The organism is Chryseobacterium sp. GVT01B (genome assembly GCF_019970045.1).
Lineage (GTDB): Bacteria > Bacteroidota > Bacteroidia > Flavobacteriales > Weeksellaceae > Chryseobacterium.
Map to the genome: position 1 here is coordinate 489492 of NZ_JAHXYI010000002.1, position 17164 is coordinate 506655.

Annotated in this window: 19 protein-coding genes and 1 tRNA gene; 4 read left to right on the top strand and 16 right to left on the bottom strand. The window is 36.0% G+C overall.

What is annotated here, in order from left to right; translation table 11 throughout:
• The first annotated feature begins 50 nt into the window (after window positions 1-50).
• Window positions 51-839: an AraC family transcriptional regulator gene (locus tag LC457_RS05630; protein ID WP_223598990.1), complete on the top strand. Its 789-nt coding sequence runs from the start codon at window positions 51-53 to the stop codon at window positions 837-839.
• Window positions 840-934: 95 nt separating this feature from the next.
• Here LC457_RS05630 and LC457_RS05635 read toward each other — a convergent pair whose 3' ends face one another.
• Window positions 935-1609, bottom strand: coding sequence for a MarR family winged helix-turn-helix transcriptional regulator (locus LC457_RS05635; RefSeq protein WP_223598991.1), 675 nt, complete (start codon window positions 1607-1609; stop codon window positions 935-937).
• Between the two features lie 173 nt (window positions 1610-1782).
• Here LC457_RS05635 and LC457_RS05640 point away from each other — a divergent pair, with 173 nt between their 5' ends.
• On the top strand, window positions 1783-2070 hold the full coding sequence (locus tag LC457_RS05640) for a hypothetical protein (RefSeq protein ID WP_223598992.1): 288 nt from the start codon (window positions 1783-1785) through the stop codon (window positions 2068-2070).
• Window positions 2071-2122: 52 nt separating this feature from the next.
• Here LC457_RS05640 and LC457_RS05645 read toward each other — a convergent pair whose 3' ends face one another.
• From LC457_RS05645 to LC457_RS05670, 6 genes are read right to left on the bottom strand one after another with little or no spacing between them, the layout of a single operon-like run.
• The gene (locus LC457_RS05645) at window positions 2123-2494 is read right to left on the bottom strand and encodes a response regulator (protein WP_223598993.1); all 372 of its coding nucleotides are present in this window, start codon (window positions 2492-2494) and stop codon (window positions 2123-2125) included.
• Window positions 2495-2522: 28 nt separating this feature from the next.
• Window positions 2523-3092: a chemotaxis protein CheB gene (locus tag LC457_RS05650; protein WP_223598994.1), complete on the bottom strand. Its 570-nt coding sequence runs from the start codon at window positions 3090-3092 to the stop codon at window positions 2523-2525.
• 11 nt (window positions 3093-3103) lie between these two features.
• Window positions 3104-3934: a protein-glutamate O-methyltransferase CheR gene (locus LC457_RS05655; RefSeq protein WP_223598995.1), complete on the bottom strand. Its 831-nt coding sequence runs from the start codon at window positions 3932-3934 to the stop codon at window positions 3104-3106.
• The gene (locus LC457_RS05660) at window positions 3935-4300 is read right to left on the bottom strand and encodes a response regulator (protein ID WP_223598996.1); all 366 of its coding nucleotides are present in this window, start codon (window positions 4298-4300) and stop codon (window positions 3935-3937) included.
• 15 nt (window positions 4301-4315) lie between these two features.
• Window positions 4316-7918 (bottom strand): response regulator, encoded by a 3603-nt coding sequence (locus LC457_RS05665; RefSeq protein WP_223598997.1) that lies wholly within the window; start codon window positions 7916-7918, stop codon window positions 4316-4318.
• A gap of 5 nt (window positions 7919-7923) precedes the next feature.
• On the bottom strand, window positions 7924-9396 hold the full coding sequence (locus tag LC457_RS05670; RefSeq protein WP_223598998.1) for a response regulator: 1473 nt from the start codon (window positions 9394-9396) through the stop codon (window positions 7924-7926).
• Window positions 9397-9592: 196 nt separating this feature from the next.
• On the opposite strand from LC457_RS05670, the gene LC457_RS05675 reads away from it, so the two are divergent.
• The gene (locus LC457_RS05675; protein ID WP_223598999.1) at window positions 9593-10210 is read left to right on the top strand and encodes a Crp/Fnr family transcriptional regulator; all 618 of its coding nucleotides are present in this window, start codon (window positions 9593-9595) and stop codon (window positions 10208-10210) included.
• 109 nt (window positions 10211-10319) lie between these two features.
• On the opposite strand, the gene LC457_RS05680 is transcribed toward LC457_RS05675, so the two are convergent.
• From LC457_RS05680 to LC457_RS05715, 8 genes are all read right to left on the bottom strand, one after another.
• Window positions 10320-10619 carry a hypothetical protein gene (locus LC457_RS05680; RefSeq protein WP_047422835.1) on the bottom strand — a complete coding sequence of 100 codons (300 nt, stop codon included), beginning with the start codon at window positions 10617-10619 and terminating at the stop codon, window positions 10320-10322.
• 108 nt (window positions 10620-10727) lie between these two features.
• Window positions 10728-11276 carry a lipocalin family protein gene (locus tag LC457_RS05685; protein WP_223599000.1) on the bottom strand — a complete coding sequence of 183 codons (549 nt, stop codon included), beginning with the start codon at window positions 11274-11276 and terminating at the stop codon, window positions 10728-10730.
• Entirely contained in the window at window positions 11266-11955 is a 690-nt protein-coding gene (locus LC457_RS05690; protein WP_223599001.1) for a lycopene cyclase domain-containing protein, read from the bottom strand. The genes LC457_RS05685 and LC457_RS05690 overlap by 11 nt, the downstream gene beginning before the upstream one ends.
• Window positions 11952-12404 (bottom strand): sterol desaturase family protein, encoded by a 453-nt coding sequence (locus LC457_RS05695; protein ID WP_223599002.1) that lies wholly within the window; start codon window positions 12402-12404, stop codon window positions 11952-11954. The genes LC457_RS05690 and LC457_RS05695 overlap by 4 nt, the downstream gene beginning before the upstream one ends.
• 1 nt (window position 12405) lies before the next feature.
• Entirely contained in the window at window positions 12406-12873 is a 468-nt protein-coding gene (locus LC457_RS05700; protein WP_223599003.1) for an SRPBCC family protein, read from the bottom strand.
• A 53-nt stretch (window positions 12874-12926) separates the two neighbouring features.
• Window positions 12927-13763 carry a phytoene/squalene synthase family protein gene (locus LC457_RS05705; protein WP_223599004.1) on the bottom strand — a complete coding sequence of 279 codons (837 nt, stop codon included), beginning with the start codon at window positions 13761-13763 and terminating at the stop codon, window positions 12927-12929.
• A 6-nt stretch (window positions 13764-13769) separates the two neighbouring features.
• On the bottom strand, window positions 13770-15254 hold the full coding sequence (locus LC457_RS05710; protein WP_223599005.1) for an NAD(P)/FAD-dependent oxidoreductase: 1485 nt from the start codon (window positions 15252-15254) through the stop codon (window positions 13770-13772).
• Window positions 15255-15300: 46 nt separating this feature from the next.
• Window positions 15301-15954 carry a MarR family winged helix-turn-helix transcriptional regulator gene (locus LC457_RS05715; protein WP_223599006.1) on the bottom strand — a complete coding sequence of 218 codons (654 nt, stop codon included), beginning with the start codon at window positions 15952-15954 and terminating at the stop codon, window positions 15301-15303.
• Between the two features lie 302 nt (window positions 15955-16256).
• On the opposite strand from LC457_RS05715, the gene LC457_RS05720 reads away from it, so the two are divergent.
• Window positions 16257-16781, top strand: coding sequence for an AAA family ATPase (locus tag LC457_RS05720; RefSeq protein ID WP_223599007.1), 525 nt, complete (start codon window positions 16257-16259; stop codon window positions 16779-16781).
• Window positions 16782-16982: 201 nt separating this feature from the next.
• On the opposite strand, the gene LC457_RS05725 is transcribed toward LC457_RS05720, so the two are convergent.
• Window positions 16983-17067 (bottom strand) — tRNA-Ser (locus LC457_RS05725).
• Window positions 17068-17164 lie beyond the last annotated feature (97 nt).

The following is a 17164-nucleotide window of genomic DNA, read 5'->3' on the forward strand; positions in this document are numbered from 1 at the left end:
GAAAACTATCTTTTAATATAATTAGCCTAAGATTTGTTATATTTGGCCATATGGAAATTCTTAAGCAGCTTTTAGACAGTGTAGACCAAAATCCAGATTCTATTCTGGTGGTACGACAGCAAACTGAACAGCAGATGCCTCCTCATCAGCATAATAAGGCACAATTATTATTGGTTTTTGGTGGAATTGCTTATCTGAAGACCGCGGAGAAGGATTTTTATATTCCGTCAAGCCATTACATCTGGATACCAGGAAAATATCCCCATAATCTGATGTTTAATACTCAGGATCTGTATATTATTAACATCTATTTTCCAGAAGAAAAGTCTGACGGATTTTATAATGAACTGGGAATTTATCCGGTGAGCAACCTGTTATCAGAAATGCTTACTTTCAGCGAAAAATGGCAGGGAGATTATTATAAAGGTTCCTGGGAATTTCAATTTCTTACCACACTGAAGATCCTTATATCGAAAGAAAATCTCAAAAAGTTTTCCATTCAGCTTCCTACAACCGATGATCACCGGCTTAATGTTGTTACAGATCATCTCAGAAGTCAGTTAAATGAAAAGCTTACCTTAGAAAATACCGCAAAACAATCAGGAATGAGTGTAAGAAGTCTGACGAGGCTGTTTCAGACCAAACTTCATATCACTTTTATTCAATATATAAAAATGCTTAGGATTATCAGGGCTATGGAATTAATTAAGGATACTGACCTGAATATGACTGAGATTACTTATGAAGTCGGCTATTCCAATATTGCAGCTTTCAGCAATAATTTCCACCAACTAACCAATATGAGGCCTACCGAGTTTAAGGCTATGTCCAGGATATAAAAATTTAATAGATGATTTGACTAATACAACAGCATTAGCCCCTTCCATTATTTTGCCATTGAAAGATATAGAAGTATTTTTATAGCTAGTTTAACTTATGATTTAAATGCATACTCATCATACACTGTATTGATAAGCTCATCAGGATTGATATTTCGTGAAAAGATAGGATAATGAAAACGATCCAGTTTATTAAGAATACGGATAAGCTCCATCTTTTCATAATAATTGAGATTTCCTGCAACAATATTGGTCGCCTGACGGATTTTTTCCATTTGATTTTCCAGGATCTGCAATCCTCTTCCGGTGATACGGATCAATTTACTGCGTTTGTCTAAATCAGAGTCTGTCTGTTCAACAAGTCCCTGTCGTAAAAGTCTGGCAATAATCAGCATACCTACGGGCTTATCATGAATATTTTTTTTGATGAGAGCCATTTTTGTCATCTCACCAAAAGCTTTAAGATTAATCAGATAAATAAAGTCTTCCTGAGTCGAAAATTCAGAATCTGAGATGGCAGACTTTGAGTATGTTTTTGCATATCGGTTAAGGTGAACAAGTAATGTACTGATGGCACTTTCCGGTGTTCTTCCATTCTCCTTTCCTTCCCAGTAAGGTTCTTCAGTTTGATTTTCTTCAATATTCTCTTGATCAGAAATCCATGCTTTAAAGCCCTGAATAGTTACCGGATACGATTCTGGACTGGTGCTGGCTTCAGTTTCAAACTCTTCCAGCAGATCTATAAAATCTTTAATAAGCGTGTAATTCATCTCTGTTAAATAGTTTACAAATATACCTAAATCATGGTATATATATCAAGACTATAAAGAAACAATACCCTGATCTTTTGGTAGCCCACGTTTTCCGATCACCCATTCTGGTATATTAAACATCTAATACGGTATAATAATTGTTGAAAAATAAGAAGAAGTAAAATAACCATATGGATCATATAGAAACCGAATCAATAGATTTGGTAAGAGATAAAAATTATATTGATAAGTACTTCAGTTTAACCATAAAAAGAGAATTGAAGATAGACATCGATGTGAGCAATGAATATATTGCTGCACAAAATATTGTTTCCAGAAAATTAATTCTGGTTAAAACATTTTCTGAGGTTGTCATGGGAAATCCCGAACTATATCTTTTATTGGTTTCTTTAATTCATGAAGTCAATACCCGTCCTTTGACAAGGGAACAAATCAATTCAGTACTGGAAAAAAAATAACAAGATCCCCCAAATATTTGAGAGATCTTCATTTTTTAATGTAAAATAGGTTTTATACCTGTTCTTTTAAATGTTTCGCTACCATTGCTTCCAGATCATCGAGATTAAAAGGTTTTGAAACATAATCATCAGCTTTTGCTTCCGATGCTAAAGCAACAATATCATTATTAGCGGTAACATAAATTACCGGAATATGTTTAAATTCTTCGGTGCTTTTGAGAAGTTTTGTAGCTTCTACCCCTCCTATTTTGGGAATCCAGTTATCCATCAGAATAACATCCGGCTGATAATCTGCCACTTTCTCAAGGATATCGTGTGAAGTCTCTGAAATTCTGACATCATATCCGTTTTCTTCAAATATGATGGTGATGACCTCTAAAATAGCCGCTTCATCATCAAAAATTAAAATTCTCTTTTTACTCATATTATGTAGATTATTCTATTCTTAAATATTATAATTGATTTATATAATCCGCTAAACCTGCGGGTGTGATAATTAAATCATATTCAATTGCTTCTATGGCATGTTTAGGCATAAATTCCACCTCTGCTGTTTCCGGATCCTGAATCCAGACCTGCCCATTATTCCTCTTAATATAGCTCAACCCTTCTACCCCATCAGCATTAGCTCCCGATAAAAGGACGCCTATTACATTTTGTCCATAAATTTCTGCCGCAGATTTAAAAGTAACGTCTATAGATGGGCGGGAATAGTTCATTTTTTCAGAGCTGTCTAATGACATCCATTGAGTATTCTCAAACAACAAATGATAATCAGCGGGAACAATATATATTGTGTTATCTTCAACTGCAGTTTTATCTTCAACCTCTATGACCGGTATTTTCGTAAACTGCTGCAGTAACGTCCGCAGAATATCTCCGGATTGAGCCTTACGATGGATCACAAGTACAATGGGAACAGGGATCGCATGATCCAGGTTTTTGATCATTTCTATAATGACCTGTAAACTTCCTGCTGATCCTCCGATAACAATTAATTCTGTATTGGTTTGTGATTTCATTCCGGTAATTATTAATGGTGATCAATTTTTTTCCAGATTTTCTGATCTTCAACCTGATGGTAGTTTTTGTCAATAGCAGAAAACCGAAGAGTCTCTTTTGCTCCCAATGCGAGAAAACCTAAATTCTCCAGGCTATCATCAAAAAGCCTGAATACCCTTTCCTGAAGTTCTCTGTCAAAATAAATTAAGACATTCCTGCACACAATGAGCTGAAAACTATTAAAAGAACTGTCTGACACAAGGTTATGTGTTGATAAGATCAATTTTTCCTGCAAGCTCTTATCAAATCTTACACTATCATAATTGGCGGTATAATAATCCGAAAAGTCTTTTAATCCGCCTGAAAGCATATAGTTTTCCGAGTACAGTTTCATCTGTTGCAAAGGAAAAATACCAGCTCTGGCTGTTTCAAGAACAGCGGGATTCAAATCGGTTCCATAAATCAGAGATTTACTGTAAAGGCCGGCTTCTTTCAGCAGAATGGCTATAGAATATGCTTCTTCTCCTGTTGAACATCCTGCAATCCATACCCTGATTAGCGGATAGGTACCTAACTGAGGCAGTATATGGTCCCGCAGTGTTTTGAAAAAAGAAGGATCTCTGAACATTTCCGTAACGTTTACTGTAACTTCTTCTACAAAACGTTTTAAGTACTCAGCATCATTCATAACGGTGTATCTGAGCTCTGCAAAACTGGTAAACCTGTCTAAAAGACATATACGATTCACTCGTCTTTTAAATGAAGCTCTGCTATAACCGGAAAAGTCATAGCCATACCTCTCATAAACATCTCTGATGAGATATTCTATTTCTTCATCTTTTATGATACTTGGTTCCAGCATCTATGAAAGTTTTTCTATTGCCGTTATTAACAGATCTACATCAATTGGTTTTGATATGTAATCATCAGCTCCTGCTTCCATACATTTCTGGCGGTCTTCGGGCATTGCCTGTGCAGTGACAGCTATAACCGGCACATGTTTGATTTCCTGTGTATTCCTTATCATTTTTACGGCTTCGTACCCGTCTATCCCAGGCATCATCATGTCCATAAGAACAACAGAAAACTTAGGATTTGACTTCAGAATTTCTAAAGCTTCCTGAGCAATTGTACAGGATTCAACTGCATACCCACGGGCCTTAAGGGTTAGTTTTAATGCAAATATATTGCGTGGATCATCATCCACGATTAAGACTTTCTTATTCATCAGAATTTTATCTGTTTAACTTTCATACAACCAAACACGAAGGAGCGACAATAGCTGATCAATATCTACTGGTTTTGAGATATAATCCGAAGCTCCTGCTGTTATACATTTTTCACGTTCTCCAATCATAGATTTGGCAGTTACGGCGATAATAGGCAATCTTTTATAGGCCGGCATTTTTCTTATCTGCTTTATTGTTTCATAGCCATCCATTTCCGGCATCATCATGTCCATCAAAATAACGTCTATGTCAGGATGGTGGTTAATTTGTTCCAAAGCGTGCTTCCCATCCATCGCTACAATGACTTCAACTTTATATTTTTCCAGTGCCTTGGTTAAGGAAAAAATATTGCGGACATCATCATCAGTAATGAGTACTTTTTTGCCACTCAGCACTTCTGTTAAAGAACCGAGCATTCTGCCAGTGGTACTTTCAGCCGAACTGTTTTTTTCTTCCACCAAATGTAAGAATAAACCTACCTCGTCTAAAATTCTCTGATAGGAATGTGCTGTTTTCACAACAATTGAATCCGCATACTGCTTTATTTTGAGTTCTTCTTCTTTAGACAAATGATGTTCAGTAAAAATAATGATCGGGAGATTTTCAAGCCCTTCATAGGTTTTGATTGATTCTATGACGTGATAATCATTTCCTTTTGTGCTTCCAATATCCAGAATTACACAGTCAACAAGGTCTGAAGTGAGTGCTTTTACACTATCCTCCACACTATGTTCTACTGATAATGAAATATTAAAATTACTCAGGAAATAAGATAATGCGCTGGCATGTTTGGCATTTTCTTCAACAATTAAAACCTTTTGAGGTCCTTTCTGTAATGCTTCTTCAATTTTCCTGAATACATCGGTCATTTTATCCAGAGCAACAGGTTTGTTGATGAAGTCCACCGCTCCTTTCATAAGACTTTCTTTTTTCACATGCAGGGCAGACATCATATGTACCGGAATATTTTTTACAGTGGTATCAGACTTCAGTTCGTCCATCACTTCCCACCCATCTTTTACAGGAAGCTGAACATCCAGTAAAATAGCATGTGGATGATACTGCCGGGCAGCGGACAGAGCATAATCTCCTCTTACCACAACAATACCTTTATAATTCTGTAAATGGGCATACTTCAGTAAAGCTTTTGCAAAATTGGTATCATCTTCAATAATCAAAATAATTTTATCACCTTCCTGAATATTATCCCGGTCATCAGGTACATCTTCAGGAATTTCTAAAGTGTTCGCATGCTTATTTTCTCCTTCATCCAGGATATTCTGAATTTCCTCAACATCTTCCCGGATAATTTCTACCAGATCCTGATCGGTTTCAGGCTGAACAATCTCAGCTACGGGATGTACAGGAATCGTAAAACTGAATTCACTGCCTTTATTGACTTCGCTTTTCAAAGCCAGCTCGCCTCCTAAAAGTCTCGCAATTTCACGGCTTATTGAAAGTCCCAGACCGGTACCTCCAAATTTTCTTTTGGTAGATCCATCAGCCTGCTGGAATGCTTCAAAGATAATTTTCTGTTTGTCTTCTGCTATTCCGATACCGGTATCTTTCACTGAAAATATAATAAAATCAGGTTTTTCCGAGTGTTTTTTAACATGTAAATCAATGCTTCCTTTTGTGGTAAACTTCAAAGCATTGGACAGCAGGTTTCTTAGTACCTGATCAATCCTAAGTCGATCACTTTCAATAATATTCTGCACGTCTGAATCAATTCCGATGTTGAAAGGAAGGGCTTTCTCCTGAAATACGGGACTAAAAAGACTTTTCAGATCTTTTATAATATCTTCAATAATAACTTCCTGGTATTCCAGGGTCATTTTGCCTGATTCTATTTTTGCCAGGTCAAGAATTTCATCTATTAATGTTAATAAACTTGTTCCTGAGCTTTGAATAACTCTTGCAGATTCTACCTGATCTTCATTAAGGTTTTCATCCGGATTTTCTGCCATTAACCGTGATAATAGAAGAATTGAGTTAAGAGGTGTTCTCAATTCATGAGACATGTTGGCAAGAAATTCAGATTTATATTTGGTACTGAGTGCCAGCTCTTCTACTTTTTTCTGAATCTCATTATTACGTTCAGCAATCAAATGATTTTTTTCTTCCAGTAATCGTGAGCGTTCCTCCAGTTCTGCATTGGCCTGCATCAGTTCTTCCTGCTGTACTTTTAATTCTTCTTCTGAAGCCTGAAGTTTCTGCGTTTGTGCTTCCAGTTCAGTATTGAGATTTTCAAGCTCTGAGTGCTGTACCTGCAGCTCTTCAGACTGTGCCTGAGTTTCTTCCAGCAGCTGCTGTTCTTTCTCTCTTCCTTTTGCTGCATTCAGGGCTATTCCGATATTCACGCAACATTCCTCAAAATAGCTGATTCTGTCTTTATCAAAATTAGAGGTAGATCCTAATTCTATAACTCCTATCACATGGCCGTCTGCAAAAACAGGTATCAGGATGATGCCATAGATCTTAATGGTACTGCTGGCAAAAGTGACTACAAAATCATCTTCGTGAAGATTATTGTACACCTGTGTTTTAGCATTCTTAAAAGCCTGTCCTACCATTCCTTCCCCTTGCTCAAACGTTTTTTTCATATTTGCTTCCAGCCCGAATGCATTGTTAAGTTTCAGAATGCCTTCGTCAAAAAGATACAATGAACCGTTGATGCAGTTTCCGTATTCAATCAGCTGGCTTAAAGCTTTATTGGATACTTCTTTTACTGATTTATTTCCGACAAGGGATTCATTAAGCAGAGCAAGCCCTTTCTGGCGCCAGTCACTTTTATTAATTTTATCAAAAGAAGTTTTCAGGGATTCGGTCATGTGGTTCAGGGATTCTACAAGATCTCCAAGATCATCTTCCGAGTTATCTACGGCTTTCTCACTGTAATCTCCATTGGCTACTCTGTTTGCTATTTTTTGGATGGCACTTACTCTTCGGGTCATTTCCTGATCTTTATCTCTGAGCATTTTCTCCAGTTCGTCCCTTCTGATCAGATCGGCACGCATTTTAAAATAGAAAAATGTAGTCACGACTACCGCAGCCAGTGCAGAAAAAACAATAAAAAGAACTGTTGTTTCTGATGAGCGTGTTAAATCCTTATTTTTAATTTCTACCTGACTTTCTTCATACTGCACAAAATCTCTTACGATTTTACGGCATTCATCCATATAAGCTTTGCCGGTAACGATTTGCTGTTGAGTCATCACAACGCCTTTCCGCCTGTTTTCCACCAGATTTTTAAGGTTATCCATCACCTGGCTGACTGCTACTTTTAATCCGTCAAGTCTTTCCTGTTGGTTTTTATCCTGCACCCCTAATGATTCTGCAAGCACCAAAGCTTTGGAATATTCTCTTAATCCGCGTTTATAGGGTTCGAGAAAATCTTCTCTTCCAGTCAGCTGATAGCCTCTGTTTCCCGTTTCGGCATCCAGCAAAGCTACCAGAACATCCTTAACAGCCGTCACAGAACGCCTGCTTTTGGAAAGGCTCTCACGGTGATTCATTTGATTTTGAATACTCCAGTAAGAGGCTACTGAACTCGCTATCAATATCAAAAGCGAAAGACCTATTCCAAACTGGAGATTTCGTATAATTTTTTTCGGCATGAAAATTAATTTAATGGTAGGGTAAAATAAAATGTAGAACCTTCATCTACGATACTGGAAACACCAACATTTCCGTGGTGCTGTTTGATGATTTCAGAGCATATGAACAGCCCGATTCCCATCCCCTGGAACTGCAGTGAAGATTCTTCTACACGATAGAATTTCTTGAATACCGCATCCTGTTTAAAATCAGGAATTCCAATCCCAAAATCAGTAACATTGACTCTCACTTCCTGAGCTTCATGATCCACAAAGGTGGTAACGATCACCTGATTATTATGAGGTGAGTATTTGACAGCATTGGTCAGAAAATTAATCAGTACCTGCTCGATACGGATCTCATCCAAAGGAATTAAAATATCAGGTTTTGTTCCGTGGCGTTCTATTTTTACCTGTTGCTCATGAGTCTGCAATATCGTTTCAATCGCGTTACTGATCACATTTTCCAGATTAACGGGTTTTTTATTGATTTTCAGTTTTCCATTTTCAATTTTCGACACATCCAGAAGATCGGTGATCAGAGTATTGAGCTTTTCAATCTGTGTCTGAACTTTTGTAACAAATCCTGCTTCAGCACTGTCTTTATCTAATTTCAGTTTTCTTTCCAATAGCTGAACATATGCTTTAATACTGGTTAAAGGAGTTTTTAATTCATGGCTGGCAATACTTAAGAATTCATCTTTTTCTTTTTCCACTTTTTTCTGATCGTCAATATCAGTAAATGTTCCCACCCAGTTTTTAATACGGTCTTCCTCATATACAGGGGTTACCCTAAGCAAATGATACCGGTAATGATCTGAAATAACATTTTTAATTCTGATTTCTAATTCCAGGGCTTTTCCTTTTTTCCTGCATCTCTCCAGTTCTTCGCTTATACTATGGTCATCAGGATGTGTTTCAGGGAAATCCTGCTCATTGTCAGAATACTGATACCATTTACCGTTAACGAAGTCAACAATTCCATCCTCATTAAGAGTGAACGCAATCTGAGGAAGAGACTCCAGCATGAGATGAAAATGATCGATCTGGGATTTCATGGTTACCTGAGATTCCCTTCTTCCTTTCACTTCCAGTTCCAGATTCTGCTGTGTTTTTTTCATTGCAATATTCTGCTCCTGAAGGTTATAGAAAGTTTTCACCTTAAGCAGAAGAATTTCAGGATCTACGGGCTTCGTTACATAATCTTTACCACCAGAAGCGTATCCTTGGGTAATGAATTTTTTATCGGTATTAACAGCGGATAAGAATATAATAGGAACATCTTTCGTTTTACTGTAGTCTGCAAGCGTTTCTGCAACTTCAAAGCCATCCATATCAGGCATCTGAACATCTAAAATAATTAAGGCATAATCATTTTTCAATGCTTTGCCAAGAGCCTCTTCGCCGGAGCCGGCCGTTTCAACCTGAAAATCTTTAGATTCAAGTAATTTTTGAAGTGAATAAAGATTACTTTGGTTGTCATCAACAATTAAAATCATAGAAGTTAAAATCAATAATTAGTTACGGATACTTTAGCATCAAAAATACTCACAATATTTGAAAAAACAGTAATTTTTAAAGGTTTATGCATAAGGATTTCATACCACATTTTTCAAGAAAAACATCAATGGCATAAGGATTGAAATTATTTATAATCTTAAAAAAAATCTTTATAATTTCAGAAAAATCATAATTATGAAAAAAACAATAAGTTGCATGAATATCGATGAGAAAATCCTTCACTCGTTCGGAGGTGAAAATGTCATCTATAAGGCTCACGAGTTTATTTTCAAAGAAGGTGATCATTCACAATATTATTTTCAGATTATCAGTGGAAAAGTAAAACTGAACATCTTTACTGAAAACGGAAAAGAATTTATTCATAACATATTAGGTAAAAATCAAAGTTTTGGAGATCCGCTTCTTTTTATTGAAAAGCTTTATCCTACGAATGCCATAAGTTTACAGACTACAGAAATTGTAAAGATGCCCAAAGATAATTTCATGGAAATGCTTAAACGTAATCCGGAACTTTCCCTGGAAATGAATATGTGTTTATCACAACGACTGTATTATAACAACTTAATGGTCCGTAATCTGGCATTAGCAGATCCTATTCAACGGCTGAAAGGAGTAATGGATTATCTGAAAAGCTATCATGACGGAGACTGCCAGCACTGTTTTCCTATAGAGCTTACCCGCCAGCAAATTGCTGATCTTACAGGACTGAGAGTTGAAACAGTCATCAGAACGGTAAAAAAAATGGTAAACAATGAAATGATAAAGCTTGAGGGCCGCAGGATTTTATATTAGAATGCAAGTAAGATTTGATTTCCAGAAACAAAAATAGAGTATAAATAAACTATAAAACAAAAAAAGATGGCCGGAATTTTTTAATTCCGGCCATCTTTTTAAACTAACCTTAATTTGTTTTTTTTCTCCATTCTGCCTTCACATCTTCAGCGGCATCTTTTGTTTTTTCCCATGCTTCATCAGCTTTATCCTTAATATCTTCCCATGCATCTGAAACATTTGATTTCACTCTATCCAACCAGTCTTCCTGAGTTGCCTCCTGATCATTATCTCTTTTTTCATTGATGTAATCTTTAGCCTTATCCGCTAATTCACTGATCTTCCATTTTGCATTATCAGCTGCATTTTTTAAAGAGTTCTCCGTTTGGTCTACTGCATTTTCCGCTTTGTTGTAATCTGAATTATTCATAATATAATATTTAAGTATTTGGTATATAAATAAACAATGTTCATGCCTAAAAAATAAAGATCGTGTTAAAATTTTCTTAAAATTAAATTATTACAATTAACAGATCATCTATTTGTCAAAAGGACTTTTTTTATCCTGCTTCACCCATATCAATCTGGAAGTATCATAACCGATTGCCTGCGCCTTACTTATAAAATTCTGTCTTATATTTTCAGGGATCGTCTTTTCACGGGAAAGAATCCAGAGATAGTCTAAATTTTTTCCTGCAACAAGTGCATACTTATATTCTTCCAGCGCAACTACGTTATAACCGGCATAAAAAGGTCCGAAAAAACTCACCTTCAAAGCTGCTATATTTTTTTCTCCTCTGAATTTAGCAGTACCATTTGCAGAAACCCATTCGTTCTTTTTAAAATTATATCCGCTGTTGACTACATTTACATTTCCGTCCGCATTAAGGCTGTACTGAGCGATTGCATTATCAAGATCTTTTTCAAAACGATAATCGAATCTGGCAATCTCATACCATGTCCCTAAATATTTGTTGACATCAAACTGACCGACAGGCCGTGCTTTCTCAGGCATAGAAGAACAAGAAATCAAACCGTTTAACAGTCCGAAGCTTAGTAATAATGTAAGAATGATTCTATTTTTCATTTTTAGTTATTTTTTTAAAGAAATAAATATTGAGTAAAAACTGGCTGTACCCGTAAACAGCATCTTCAATAGGAATAGTTCCCATTCTGATCCCTAAAAAATCATCAGGATTATAGTTTACAACAGGCGAGGGAATTAAAGATCCCGTCAGGATTCCATTCACTGCAAAAAATCCGGGCATCAATACCAGATATACAAAGCTTGCTCGTGCTATCCAATCTTTTTTAACAATAAAATGCAGATAACAAAGTGTAGATATCGTTACAATCACAGTAAGCAAAGTATATACTCTCTCATGATAAAGAAGTCCCGTTACGCTGAGAACAACAACAGCTGTGAATACAATAAGATTATTTAAACCATCAATCCCCCTCAGGCTAAAAAACTTTTCCAGACAGTAATAAGTAAAAACACATGCAAACGGAATACAGTAAAAAAAAAGCCATTCTTCAATAGGAAGCCCTGCTATTGTAAAGCCTAATGTGTAATTGAGATCAAACCACCACACTCCTTTTGAAGTAAACCATACATCCCAGATAATAAAAGGAATTGCCACGATGGTAGATGACAGCAGAAACTTCCCGAAAAGTTTATTAAACTGTATTCTCCTGTCAAAAGAGGCCAAAAAGCAAATAATGACCGTGAAAAAGTTTATCAGTATGTAAGTATAAGGCATCATTTTTTATTGAAATACATTTTAAAATATTTAACAGGCACCCATAAAAAACCAAAACACTCTCCTTCTTCCTTTCCCAGATGTTTATGATGCTGCTTATGAGCACGTCTTATGGCAAGCCAATACGGATTCTTTGTTTTTGTAAAAATCTTTGCTCTCTGATGAATAAAAATATCGTGTACAAAGAAATAGGCCATTCCGTAAAGACTTATTCCCAATCCGACAAAAAAGAGATAACTGAATTCCTGCCTTACTCCTAGATACAACAATATGATGGCGGGACTGGCAAAAATGAAAAAGAACAGATCATTTCTTTCAAGTTTCCCATCGTGGCTGTGATCATGATGATCCTTGTGAAGACTCCACAAAAAACCATGCATAATATATCTGTGAATAAGCCATGTAGCTCCTTCCATGAAAATAAAAACAAACAGAACGATCAGAAAATTCATATTAATTGTGTTTGCGGTTAAAAAGATCGTTCAACACACTGGATCTGAAATCGAAAATACTTCTGAGTTTTTCCTTAACAAATAACCGGTGCGCTACCCTTCCTAAAATTCCCAACGGGAGTTCATAATCTACAGTATCTTTCATTAATACACCATTCTCATCAGGAATGAACTCATGAAAATGATTCCAATGTTTATAAGGGCCTTCTTTCTGAAAGTCCGTAAAGCTTTTACCTTCTTCTACCTGGCTGATAACAGTTTTCCACTTCATTGGAATTCCCAGTACCGGAGATACTGTATAATCTATTTCCATTCCTTCAAAAATAGATTCATCCTGCATATCTGAAAGAACCAGAAAATTCATGCTTTCAGGTGTTATTTCGGATAAATTATGGGGAGAGGAAAAGAATTCCCATGCCGTTTCAATATCACAATTCAAATGTTGTTCTCTATATAATCTGTACATCATTTATTTTTTATTGATTTATAAATTCTAAAAGAGCCTTCTAGGCAAAGAAACTATTAGAAATAAGCAGATTTGTATCTTATATAGCTTTTAAATGCTACCAACAACTTCTGCGAATTGGCAATCCTTATCCTTTGCTGTAAAATATGCTGAGAACTTGTTTTCTTTATTTTTTCAAACAATGACAGATAGTATCTGTACGCCAGATATACTCCAAACACAGAAGAACCCGGCAACTTCTTAATTCCGTGCAGTGCTTCTTTAAATTCTTCTTCAATTTCTTTTTCAATCTGAGCTTTGATGGTGTTATCAAAAACAGACATATTCAGAGACGGGAAATAGGATCTTCCCAAAACCTGATAATCCTCTTTCAGATCACGTAAAAAATTAACCTTTTGGAAAGCAGAACCCAGCTTCATAGCAAATGGTTTAAGTTTTTCAAATTGCTGTTTATCCCCTCCTGTAAATATCTGCAGACACATAAGTCCTACGACTTCCGCAGAACCATAAATATATTCATTATAAAGCTCTGAATTATAGTCTACTTTTTGCAGATCCATTTCCATACTGTGCAGAAACTGATCGATCAAATTAATATTGATATCATATTGACGCACTGTTTCCTGAAATGAGTGTAGAATCGGATTGAGTGATATACCGTCTTGCAGCGCGTCGTAAGTTTCAACCTTTAATCTTTTCAAAAGCTTCTCTTTATCATACCCATGAAAACTGTCAACAATTTCATCGGCAAGGCGTACATACCCGTAAACTGCATAAATGGCAGGTCTGATAGAAGGCTTCAGCGCCAATATTCCTAATGAAAAACTGGTACTGTATTTTTGAGTAGTGTACTTACTGACCTCATAAGACAACTCATCAAACAATTTTTTCATATTATTTTATTTTAGTTTATTAACCTCTTGCGCTACAATTTTTCCAGAAATAACTGACGGCGGAACACCAGGTCCAGGAACAGTTAGCTGCCCGGTGTAAAAAAGATTTCCAATCTTCCTGTTTCTTATTTTAGGCTTTAGGACGGCAGTCTGTGATAAAGTATTGGACAGTCCGTAGGCATTGCCCTGATAAGCATTATAATCCGAAATAAAATCACTGACACAATAGCTTCTTTTGTATTCAATTCTGGACATAAGATCAGTTTCCCCTGTATGCTTTTCAATTCTTTCAAGCATTTCCTTCAGGTATTTTTCTCTTACACTCTCATCATCATGTATTCCCGGTGCGAGAGGCAGCAGTAAAAAGAGATTTTCACAGCCTTCAGGTGCTACATCCGGATCTGTTTTTGAAGGACAGCAAGCATAAAAAAGGGGTTTAGCCGGCCATTTCTTATTGATATAAATACAGTCTATATGATGATCAAGTTCATTTTCAAAAAATAAAGTATGATGCTTCAAATGAGGAATTTCTCCTTTGATTCCCAGATAATAAATAAGACATGAAGGAGCAAAGGTTTTGGTTTTCCAATAAGCATCATTATAATTTCTAAGTGATTTGGGAATTAATGTTTCTGTATGATGGTAATCTGATGATGCAATAACGGCATCAAATTCATAATCTTTACCACCTACTGTTAGTGAGACTACTTTTCCGTTTTCTGTATTGAGCTTCTGGACATCATGATTAAAATGAAAAGCGGCTCCCTGTTTTTCGGCTACGTCTTTCATCGCCATAACGAGCTGATAAAACCCTCCCATAGGGTATTTTGTTCCCAGGACATACCCTCCGTAATTCATAAGGCTGTAAAGCGCAGGAATATTCCGGGGTGAGGCACCAAGAAATATAACCGGAAATTCCATCAGCGATCTGAGTTTCGGATCAGAAAAATATCCTGAGACATATTTTCTGAAATTACTTAAAAGATCAAGCTTGAATGCGCTTCCTGCTATTTTTAAAGAAGCAAATTCCAGCCAGCTGTAACAAGGTTTTGTCACAAAATCTTTCATCCCCACTTCATATTTAAACTGGGCAGAATGCATAAATTGATCATACTTTTCACCCGCTCCTGGTTCAGTTTTTTCAAATAACTCACGGATGTCTTCATTTTTCTCAGGAACTGAAACCTTTTCTTTTGAAAAAATCATCTCAAACTGAGGATCTAAGGATACCAGCTTAAAATAATCAGCTGCTTTACAATCAAAATCACTGAAAAAGCCTTCGATAATGTCAGGCATCCAGTACCAGCTCGGTCCCATATCAAATAGATATCCTTCTTCAGTTTTAAATTGCCTTGCACGTCCTCCGGGTTGATCGTGTTTTTCAAAAACATGTACTTCATGTCCAGACCTTGCTGCATAAGCGGCAGCAGAGAGTCCGGAAAATCCGGAACCAATCACTGCTATTCTCTTTCTTGGTTTTTCAGTACTCATCGTCATTTATTTAATAGTTTTTTTAGAGACACTTTTCATTACAGACTCAGTTCAACTTTTTATATACGGCATTCACCAGATCCTTTGTTTCCAGATTCATACGGTAAAAGGAATTATGAAATTCATCCAATTTAGAAAGTACAGCAATGAGCAGCATCTGTTCAGAATGGGTAAGATTCCCTGTTACAGCCCTTGAAACTCTACGGATTTCATCCATATGATCATCCAATACAGCAAGCCCTTTCTGCGTTATCTTTATATTTTTTATTCTTTTATCTTTTGGAGAAACCGTCTGTTCAATCCAACCATTACGGAGCAACCGATTAACAGTAAGCATCCCTGAAGATTTCTCATGTACATTATGCCTTATCAATTCCATTTTTGACATGGCTCCCATGCTCTTCAGGCTGATAAGAAAAATAAAGTCGTCCTGACTAGAAAAAACCGAACTGCCAACTGCTGATCTGGAGTAAGATCTTGCATATCTATTCATTCTGATCAATAAAGTATTAATTATACTATCTGAGCTTCTTCCTAATTCTTTCCCTGTCCAACCAGGATCTTGAAGGTCCGGTTGATGGGAAGCATTGATCCATTCTGTAAAACCATGAAGATCATTACTGTATACAGCTTTACCCTCATTTTGTTCCATAAATTGCTGAACGAGTTCCACAACTGATTTTATAAGATCAAAATTCATATTAAACAAATTAGTACACAAATATACTTATATAAGTTTATAAATAAACTATTTTATTTTTTTTATTTTAATTACATCTTAAACAATATCTAAACATTACTATATGATATAGATGACAGTCAGATAAACAAAAACCTGCCTCTAAAGACAGGTTGAAAATAATATGATTTAATAAAATTGGTTTAATAATGAATCATATTCCCGAAATAAAATTAATAAGCGGGAATATAGAGAGAAAGCAATCACAATTTAAATAGTTGAATAGATCCACTATTTAAGTAAATTAGCTCTAAAAATGAAATATGAGAATTGCGATATTTGGAGCTCACAACGTTGGTAAAACCACATTGACAGAAGAACTTCTGGAAAGCCTTCCAGGATACACCCTTGAAACAGAACCTTACTATCAGTTAGAGCTTTCAGGTTATGAATTTTCAGAAAATCCCACTGCTGAAGATTTTATTGAACAATTTAATTACTCAGTCCATCTGATTTCCGAAAGTGGACATGATGTTATATTTGATCGGTTTGTTGTTGATATCCTGGCGTACCTTCATGTTGTTGATCCAAATAGAAATATTCAATCCTTTTTTGAAAAAGCCCAAACACTCATTGCTGAAATTGATCTCTTTGTTTTTGTACCTATTGAAGAACCGGATCTTATGCAGGATTATCAGCCAGACCTGGCAAAACTCAGAAGTAGTGTTAATGATTTACTCCACGATTGGATTAGTGATTTTGGAATAGAAGTCATTGAGGTAAAAGGCACAGTATTGAACCGCAGGAACCAAGTACTTGATAAAATATCTAATCCACATCTGAAATAATCTGCTTATTTTTTTAACATATCAGCAGCTATCTTTCTCAAACATTTTTTACAGATTATCATTTAAAATTTCTAAAAAACATTTCTTCTATACTTTTCTTAAAAATCACGCATACTAACAAAGCACAAAAAAAAGCTGTAATTAATTACAGCTTTTTAATAGTTTTTTGAGCATTTTGAAAATTTCACTTTTCCTACCCTGCGGAGAGTGAGGGATTCGAACCCCCGGACCTGTTACAGTCAACAGTTTTCAAGACTGCCGCAATCGACCACTCTGCCAACTCTCCTTTAACTCCGGTTATACCGTTGTTTTCAGTGGTGCAAATATAGGACGTTTTTTATTACTGACAAAATATTTTTTGAAGAAAATTTACATTTCTATAT